Source organism: Marinobacter algicola DG893 (assembly GCF_000170835.1).
Classification (GTDB): domain Bacteria; phylum Pseudomonadota; class Gammaproteobacteria; order Pseudomonadales; family Oleiphilaceae; genus Marinobacter; species Marinobacter algicola.
Genome location: NZ_ABCP01000070.1, coordinates 1 through 8,612, shown reverse-complemented (window position 1 = coordinate 8,612; position 8,612 = coordinate 1). Strand labels below are relative to the sequence as shown.

The window sequence follows — 8,612 nt, the reverse complement described above, 5'->3', positions numbered from 1 at the left end:
GCTAAACTCCGGTTAAATCCTTTTTCCGGAGCGCCCCATGCTCACCCTGTTCCCCGATATCAAACCCAGCGTCCAGCATCGCATTGCGGTTGATCCGCCCCATGAGCTCTATGTTGAAGAAAGCGGCAATCCGGATGGTATTCCCGTTCTGGTCGTCCACGGCGGGCCCGGTGGTGGGTGTGAGGACTACCACCGCCGTTTCTTCGATGCCGAGCGTTACCGGATTATTTTGATGGATCAGCGCGGCGCTGGCCGTTCGAGCCCACTGGCTGAGTTTGCAGGGAATACCACTCAAAAGCTGGTGGACGATATGGAAACGGTGCGGACCTTTCTTGGGGTGGACCGGTGGATACTGTTTGGCGGTAGTTGGGGGTCTACACTGAGCCTGGTGTATGCCCAGTCGCACCCGGACAGAGTGCTTGGCCTGGTGCTGAGGGGGATTTTCCTTTGCCGGCCCAGGGATATCCACTGGTTCTACCAGGAGGGCGCGAGCCGCGTGTTTCCCGATTACTGGCAGGATTTCCTGGCGCCTATTCCTGAGGACGAACGTGGCGATCTCGTCACGGCCTATTACCGTCGCCTGACGAGCAGCAACGAGCTGGAGCAGATACAAGCCGCCAAGGCGTGGTCCATCTGGGAGGGGCGGTGCGCAACCCTGCACCCGAACCCGCGTGTGGTTGAGCACTTCGGGCATCCTCATGTGGCTATTGCCCTGGCGCGCATCGAATGCCATTACTTCATGAACAATGCATTCCTGGAAGACAATCAAGTTGTCCGTGACGCGGCGCTACTCAAGGATATTCCAGGTATTATCGTCCACGGCCGTTACGATATGGTGTGTCCGTTGGACAATGCCCTTGCTTTAAGTGAAGCCTGGCCGGAAGCTGATCTGAGGATTATACGGGATGCCGGGCACTCGGCCTCCGAGCCTGCCATCATTGATGCCTTGATACGTGGTGTTGATGAGGTCGCTGCGAAGCTTGAAGGCCGGGATACGTAAAGTCACATTAAGAGGGTTGCGGCGAACCTGGTGCGTGGATAAACTCCGCTTCGAACTTTGAGTCCTTGCGCAGGGAGCTTAATGAAAGGGCTGATACAGCGGGTTACTCACGCCAGCGTCACCGTCGATAATGAGGTCATCTCCGAGATTGGTTCGGGGCTGTTGTTGTTGCTCGGAGTGGAGAAGTCTGACGACTCCAGCACGGTGCGGGAACTGTGTCGAAAATTACTCGCCTACCGGGTATTTCCCGACGACCAGGGACGGATGAATCGCAGCTTGCTCGATATGGGCGGCTCTCTCCTCGTTGTTCCCCAGTTTACGCTTGCTGCTGATACCCGGTCCGGGTCCCGTCCAGGATTTTCGGTGGCTGCGCGCCCGGAATCCGCAGAAGCACTGTTTCATGAATTCGTGGCATCGTGTGAGTCGCAGCTGGGCTCTGACCGGATTGGTCAGGGGCGGTTCGGCGCGGACATGAAGGTGGCCTTGGTAAACGATGGGCCGGTCACGTTTCTTCTGGAGGCCGGAGGTGTGCCAGGGCAGGGTTGAGGTGTCGCTCTATTGCGAGGCATTGCAACAGCGGTTGGTCTTTTCTGGTGCAGCGCTGGCCAGCAGGCTGGGTTTTCAATTGGTCTGGGAAGCGGTTTTTGGCCATTAATTTTCTGATTTTAAATAAATTAATGGTTTTTGGCCTCAGATTTGAACAGGAAGTTCCGAGAAAGTAGATGACAGCTCATGGCATAAAAAGTTTCCCTTTTAAGCTTAATTGAGCTAAAAAGGCTCGATTAAAAATTTGCAAATGCGACATCATTGTATTAAAACAGGTTCATCACTCAGTGCTTTAATAAAGCAGTGTAAGTGACTGAGCTGTAAAGGGCCTGATAGGCTCTTTACCGACAAGAAGAAAAATGAATTGTTATGGCCTTGTCACAAAACTGACATGGTTAATAAACAGAATAGGGCTCAACCAGCCCGACTGGTGAAGTCTAAAGAGCGGGAAACTAACCCGACGCTAAAACCTGAGTTAACTCAAAAGGAAGACGCAACATGAAAAAAACGCTCCTCGCATCTGCAATCGCCGCCGCGACCTTCTCTGGTTCCGCTTTGGCAATGGAGAATGCCTCTGAACTGGCTGCGCGCATGGATTCCATGCCTGAGGTTTACGGCAACATCCAGTACGCTATCGCTCACGACAACTTCGACGGTGGTCCTTCTGAACTGAGCCACTTCGACAATGGTTCCACGCTGGGCGTCAAGCACGATCACGAAATTGCTCCAGGCATCACTGGTTTTTTCAAGCTTGAGCTGGAAGGCCTGGCTGCCGATGACAAAGATCGTGAATCTGGTCTTGAAGACCTGGACGAAGCCTACATCGGTGTGAAGGGTGATAGCTTCGGCCAGGTTTGGGTTGGTTCAGACGACTCCACCTACGAGCGTGCGGTTGACGAAATCGCCCAGTACTACGAAGTAGCCATCCTGAACATCGGTGCGGACTACACCACTGGTGAAGGCGACCTGGTTCAGTACATGTCTCCGTCTTTCGGCGGCCTGAGCCTGTGGGGCGCTGTTCAGATCAATGGCGATGGCGACGATGCATCACTGGGCGATAAGGGTGGCGACAAGTCCTATCCTTATCAGCTGGCCGCTGTCTATGAAATGGACGCGCTGGAACTGGCCGTTGCTATGGACTCCAACGATGGTGGTTCTGCAAGCAACGAGAACACCTATGGTCTGCGTGGCAGCTACAACGCTGGCGCCCTGCGTGTTACTGGTGAATACCACACCACCAAGGACGCGTCTGACACTTACGGCGTGATTGGTTACTACACCATGGGTGCTAACCAGTTCGCTCTGTCCTACGAGCTGAACGTGGCTGACGATGCCGACGACACTGAAACCTCTACTGTGACCCTGCAGGCGCTGCACAATCTGTCTGACCACATGTATGTTTACTTCGAAGGCTACCTGGGTGGTGGTGACGAAGTATACGAGTACACCGATTCTCTGGGTAACGATGCAGTGACTGACGAGCGTTCCATCGCTTCTGTTGGTGCTGTTTACTACTTCTGATCAGCTAACCCGCTAATCGGATAAGTAGTTACAAAACCGGCGGCCTTCTTCGGGCCGCCGGTTTTTTTATGTATGCTGATATCAAACTTCCCCGGCAGGAGGGCGGATGGCTCAGGAACTGGAAATCAAACTCAGCGTGGCGCAGCCTGATCTGGATCGAGCGGTTGATTGGCTGCTGGGTCAGCCAAATACGTATGAGTCCGAAACCCTGCAATTGGGAAATACTTACTACGACACGCCCGGTGGGGATCTCAATCGTCAGAAGATTGCCTTGCGAATACGCAAAGTGGGTGACAAGCATATTCAGACCCTGAAAACCCGTGGTGAATTCGTTGATGGTGCTCATCGTCGCCAGGAGTGGGAATGGCCGTTGATCGGTACCACGCTCAATATGGGGCTGCTCGCGGATACGCCGGTGGGGCAGAATGTGAATCTTGCCGAACTGCAGCCGGTGTTTGAGACCAACTTTCAGCGTCGTGTGGTCATGATCGAGCAAGGGGAAAGCCTGGTTGAAGTGGCCATTGATTCCGGGGAAATCGTGGCAGGTGACCAGTCCCGACCGCTCAGCGAAATTGAATTTGAGCTTAAGGCCGGAGACGCCTCGTTGTTACTCGCGTGGGCGCGACGTTTGGCGGATGAAGTGCCGGTGTTTCTGAACCTGGTCAGCAAGGCGGAGCAGGGGTATCACCTCGCGGGGCTCTATCATCCGGTTCAGCAAACGGCGTCAGATGCCGAGTTGTCGGTGAATGAATTCCTGTTTCTCTTAAGCGTGTCCTGGCTTACCGGGCAACCCGTTCACGTGGATGTCGACGATTTTGGAGCGATAGGTCGGATGGCTGGCGAGCGCGGTGTCGGGGAGCTTTGCCAACATGTGTTCCGTTTGTTGGCAGAGGGTAGTGCCATTGGCGATATGACAACCAGCAAGGAACTTGGCCAGCTACAACTGGCCATCGCGGCGGCATAGTTTACGACTGATCGGCCGCGTTGGCAGCGCTACTACCCTCTTGGGAAGTCTGTTTCTGCAGGTTGTGCCACTTGTTAATAAAGTCGCGATAGTGTGACAGGGCCTCTTTCACCACTTCCACGTCCGGTGTCTCGCTGGACTTTACCAGAACGATCAGGCCCTTACCTTCAATTTCCTTATCGGTCGGCGGATGGCAAACGACTTCGTTATTGTTGTCAATATAGGCCAGTGCGGTGCCGATGCCATGCCGGATCAGCGCGCTAACAATATCCGCCCAGTTCAGGTCGTCCAGTTCAATTTCGTAGCGGTGAGGGTGGTCGTGTTGATAGTTAAACAGATCCTCAAGGACTTTCTCTGACCCAGGTGCGATGACCGAGCGCACCATGATCTCCGGGTAGGTTCGGACCGGCCGGATAACGGTGCGGACACCTACAGAAGTAAAGCGATCCCGGTTCTCATCCCGTACGCACTCCACTGTGACTTTCTGCCCAAGATTGGACTCACTCAACCTGTGGGCGATATCAAAGGTCAGGCTGTCGGACGTCGGGTCGGATTCGTCGGCGGCTAATACGATAATATGTCTGGCAGCACCAGCGTGCACCGCCTTGAGAGCTTCCGGGTCGCTACCGGAGCCATGGAAGTGAACCAGTCCGTTGTCCGCCAGTTCGGGCGGCAGCCCGTTCGGAAACTGGCTGGTCAGTATGATGATGGGGACGGTTTCATAGCCAGGTACGGCTCGCATCTGGGAGGCGAAGCGGGAAAAATACTGCTCTCCGCCCGTCTGCGGTGTGTTGATAATCACGATGTGGTCTTTCATGGCGTATATCCAGCGTCCGGTTAAGATACGTTCCCGGCGGTAGAACCGGTATTCGATGTAATCACTGACGATCAGCGTCAACAAAGTGATGGCGGCGATGAACATCAAGAAAACGGTGCTGAGCCGTCCGATGATGGTTTGCGGCGCAAAATCACCGTAGCCCACGGTAACCAGTGTTGTCATGGTCATCCACGCAGACTCGAACAGCGTGAGATCCTCAGCCGCCCAGATGATCACTACCTGGGCGATCAACAGCCCGCCAAGAATGGTAAAAAGCCGCTTGATGCGTGACCGGATAATGCCGGACATGGGCAAGTGAGAAAGCTGGTGTTCCGGGTTCAGCGGCCGGCGATTCCTCTGCATTGGTGTCCTTACAACGGTTCAGTCGGGGGAGCGTTCGTTATACAGTACGGGAAATATAACAGAGACACAGGGGTTTGCATTATGTCCGAGCCTTGGCGCTCCTTACCGAAGAGTCTGGCAGATGAGGTTGGCGGTGCCTGGGCTTCGGTGTTTCCCGAAGGAGTCCCCAGTTTTCTGGGCACTCAGGATGGTGTTTCCGATGAGGATGTGGCCCAGGCCATTGCGCGCAGCCTGTTTGTCAGGCGCACCCTTGAGCGCCATCCGGAGCAGGTCGCGGCGCTATGTCAGTCCCGCTCTTTGGTTGAGCCGACAACCTCGGATTACCTGCATCAACGCTGGCAGGAGTTTCTTTCTGAAGTGGTTGATGAGGGCAGTCTACAGGCGGCGTTGCGACGATTCCGGACGGAAATACAGTTCCGGATTATCTGGCGGGATTTGATGCGGTGGGCCGATCTTGCCGAAACCATGGCGGCCACGAGTGATTTCGCCGATACCTGTGTCCAGGGTGCCCTGGATTGGTTGTACGAAGACACTTGCGAACAATCGGGAACGCCGTGGGGAGTCAATCCTGCGACAGGTAAAGAAGGCCTACAGCCCCTGATTGTTCTGGGTATGGGGAAATTGGGAGGGCACGAGCTCAACGTGTCCTCTGATATTGATCTCATTTTCGCGTTCCCAGGGAAGGGTGAGACCCGTGGCGGGCGACGATCCATTGATAACCAGCAGTTTTTTATCCGCCTCGGCCAGAGGTTGATCCAGGCGCTGGACCAGATCACCGCCGACGGCTTCGTGTTCCGCGTGGATATGCGTCTGCGTCCCTATGGCCAGAGTGGGGCGCTGGCGTTAAGTTTCGCTGCGCTGGAAACCTATTACCAGGACCAGGGGCGGGACTGGGAACGCTATGCCATGGTAAAGGCGCGGGTTGTGGCCGGTGATCAGCAGGCGGGACAAGTGCTGATGGATAGCCTGAAGCCCTTTGTCTATCGCAAGTATATTGATTTCAGTGCGTTCGAGTCCCTGCGTGCCATGAAGTCCATGATCAGCCGGGAAGTACGCCGTAAAGGCTTGGAAAATAACATAAAGCTTGGCAATGGAGGCATCCGCGAGATTGAATTCGTGGTGCAGGCCTTCCAGTTGATCCGGGGCGGCCGTGATCGGGAATTACAGCAGCGGGAGCTATTGGTCATCCTGAAGGAGCTGGAAGAGCTGGAGCTGTTGCCGTCACCGGTGGTGAAGGAGCTGAAGGAGGCCTATGTCTTCCTTCGCAATCTTGAACATGCCCTCCAGGGTATGGAAGACAAGCAGACCCAACTGCTGCCGGAAGACGATCTTTCCCGAGCTCGTGTGGCGCTGATCATGGGATTTGATGATTGGCCGGCCTGCGTTGCAGAACTGGAAAAGCATCGCGAACGGGTGGCCACGCATTTTGCGGATATCATCGCCATCGAAGATGAAGAGCACGAGGTGGCGGCGCTTGATGAGGGCTGGCAGGAACTTTGGTTGGGTGAAATGGACGAGGAGGCAGCGACCGCCTGGCTCGATGAGCATGGTTTCGAGGACGCCGAAGGTAGTTATTCCGCGCTCAGCGACCTGCGCGGAACCCGCACGTTGCAGACGCTGCAGACCCAAGGGCGACAGCGGTTGAACAAGTTCATACCGGTACTGCTGGAAGCGCTGACTCACGTGGAGGGGCCGTCCCAGACGCTGGTGCGGGTTCTTCAACTGGTTGAAGCGATTTTGCGCAGAACCGCCTACATGGTGTTGCTGCTGGAGAATCCGGGAGCCAGAACCCAGTTGGTTCGCCTGTGCAGTGAAAGCCCCTGGATCGCAAGCCAACTGGCGGAAACGCCCTTGCTGCTCGACGAGCTGTTGAACGCAGAAAGCCTGTACAGCCCGCCTGCAAAAACCGAACTTCAGGATGACCTGCGCCAGCAGATGCTGCGGATTCCCTACGAAGATCTCGAAGAGCAGATGGAAACTCTGCGGCACTTCAAGAAAGCCCACATTTTGCGAGTAGCCGCCTCGGAGATACGGGAAACCCTGCCGCTAATGAAAGTCAGTGACTACCTGACGTGGATTGCCGAAGTGGTGCTGGACCATGTGGTCGACGTGGCGTTTGCCAATCTGGTCAGCCGCCATGGCTACCCCCGGCGCAAGGATGGCTCAGCCTGTGACACCGATTTCGCCGTTGTTGGCTATGGCAAGTCGGGCGGTATCGAACTTGGCTACACCTCGGACCTTGACCTGGTCTTTATCCACGACGCCGATCCGGAACATTCAACGGATGGTGACAAGCCCATCGATAACGCCGTTTTCTACACCCGGCTTGGGCAGCGCATTGTGCATATCCTCAATACCCAGACGCCGTCTGGCCAGCTCTATGACGTGGATATGCGTTTGCGACCCTCGGGAAGTTCGGGGCTGTTGGTCAGTACCCTGTCTGCTTTCGAGAAGTACCAACGCAACGATGCCTGGACCTGGGAGCACCAGGCGCTGGCCCGCGCCCGTGGTGTGGCAGGCTGTCCGGAAACATTGGAAGCCTTTGAAAAGCTGCGCGCCGACATCCTGTGTCAGCAAAGGGATCGGGGCAAACTGAGGGAAGAAGTGGTCGGCATGCGAGAGAAGATGCGCACCGCCCTGGGTACGCCGCAAGTTGAAGGCAAGGTGCCTGAGGTTTTCCATATCAAGCACGACTACGGCGGCATTATTGATATTGAGTTTATGGTGCAGTATCTGATGTTGGCCTGGTGTTCCGAGCATCCGGAACTGACGCAATGGTCCGATAATATTCGCCAGATGGAGGAGCTGGGCCGGGTGGGGATTTTGCCGGTGGAAGACACCGAGAAACTCAGGGAAACGTTCATCACTCTGCGCTCCACGATACACCGGCGGGCGCTGCAGAACCTGAACAGCCAGGTGGCGGGTGACGCGTTTCCCGAAGAACGTGATTACATCCAAAGTATGTGGAATCGGGTTATGTTGGGGTGATTGAGAGGTGATGGAAGAGTCATTGTGCCTCTTCGTAAGCCCGAGTTTTCCTGCTAGAATGCCGGTTTTCCGAATAGAGCGCTTTAGGAGCAGAAACAATGTCGATGGCTGATCGCGATGGCCTGATCTGGCTGGATGGTGAAATGGTTCCCTGGCGGGAAGCCAAAACTCACGTGCTGACCCACACTCTGCACTACGGCCTGGGTTGTTTCGAGGGGGTCCGCGCCTACAGCACTGAAAAGGGTGCTGCGATTTTTCGGCTGGAAGATCACACCAATCGTCTTTTCCGCTCCGCCCATATCCTGAACATGACCATGCCGTTCAGCAAGGACGAGTTAAATGCGGCACAGACCGCCGCAGTGCGGGAAAACAACCTGGACGAAGCCTACCTGCGCCCAATGGTATTTCTCGGC

7 protein-coding genes are annotated in these 8,612 nt (G+C 55.5%); 6 read left to right on the top strand and 1 reads right to left on the bottom strand.

What is annotated here, in order from left to right; translation table 11 throughout:
* Positions 1-37: 37 nt before the first annotated feature.
* From pip to MDG893_RS19860, 4 genes are all read left to right on the top strand, one after another.
* Complete coding sequence (gene pip, locus MDG893_RS19875) at positions 38-1,000, top strand: prolyl aminopeptidase (protein WP_007155637.1); 963 nt, start codon at positions 38-40, stop codon at positions 998-1,000.
* A gap of 81 nt (positions 1,001-1,081) precedes the next feature.
* On the top strand, positions 1,082-1,546 hold the full coding sequence (gene dtd / locus MDG893_RS19870) for a D-aminoacyl-tRNA deacylase (protein ID WP_007155636.1): 465 nt from the start codon (positions 1,082-1,084) through the stop codon (positions 1,544-1,546).
* 498 nt (positions 1,547-2,044) lie between these two features.
* A complete protein-coding gene (locus tag MDG893_RS19865) occupies positions 2,045-3,067 on the top strand; it encodes a porin (RefSeq protein WP_007155635.1) in 1,023 nt (340 codons plus the stop codon).
* Between the two features lie 106 nt (positions 3,068-3,173).
* Positions 3,174-4,031 carry a CYTH domain-containing protein gene (locus tag MDG893_RS19860; protein ID WP_007155634.1) on the top strand — a complete coding sequence of 286 codons (858 nt, stop codon included), beginning with the start codon at positions 3,174-3,176 and terminating at the stop codon, positions 4,029-4,031.
* A gap of 1 nt (position 4,032) precedes the next feature.
* Here MDG893_RS19860 and MDG893_RS19855 read toward each other — a convergent pair whose 3' ends face one another.
* On the bottom strand, positions 4,033-5,211 hold the full coding sequence (locus MDG893_RS19855; RefSeq protein ID WP_007155633.1) for an ion channel: 1,179 nt from the start codon (positions 5,209-5,211) through the stop codon (positions 4,033-4,035).
* A gap of 81 nt (positions 5,212-5,292) precedes the next feature.
* On the opposite strand from MDG893_RS19855, the gene glnE reads away from it, so the two are divergent.
* A complete protein-coding gene (gene glnE, locus MDG893_RS19850; protein ID WP_007155632.1) occupies positions 5,293-8,199 on the top strand; it encodes a bifunctional [glutamate--ammonia ligase]-adenylyl-L-tyrosine phosphorylase/[glutamate--ammonia-ligase] adenylyltransferase in 2,907 nt (968 codons plus the stop codon).
* Positions 8,200-8,297: 98 nt separating this feature from the next.
* The coding region (locus MDG893_RS19845; protein WP_040474826.1) for an aminotransferase class IV at positions 8,298-8,612 on the top strand (315 nt) is incomplete at its 3' end.

Excerpts from the sequence above, each read along its gene's own strand:
- glnE (WP_007155632.1), top strand. The coding sequence starts at position 5,293 with ATGTCCGAGCCTTGGCGCTCCTTACCGAAGAGTCTGGCAGATGAGGTT.
- pip (WP_007155637.1), top strand. The coding sequence starts at position 38 with ATGCTCACCCTGTTCCCCGATATCAAACCCAGCGTCCAGCATCGCATT.
- MDG893_RS19860 (WP_007155634.1), top strand. The coding sequence starts at position 3,174 with ATGGCTCAGGAACTGGAAATCAAACTCAGCGTGGCGCAGCCTGATCTG.
- MDG893_RS19855 (WP_007155633.1), bottom strand. The coding sequence starts at position 5,211 with ATGCAGAGGAATCGCCGGCCGCTGAACCCGGAACACCAGCTTTCTCAC.
- MDG893_RS19865 (WP_007155635.1), top strand. The coding sequence starts at position 2,045 with ATGAAAAAAACGCTCCTCGCATCTGCAATCGCCGCCGCGACCTTCTCT.
- dtd (WP_007155636.1), top strand. The coding sequence starts at position 1,082 with ATGAAAGGGCTGATACAGCGGGTTACTCACGCCAGCGTCACCGTCGAT.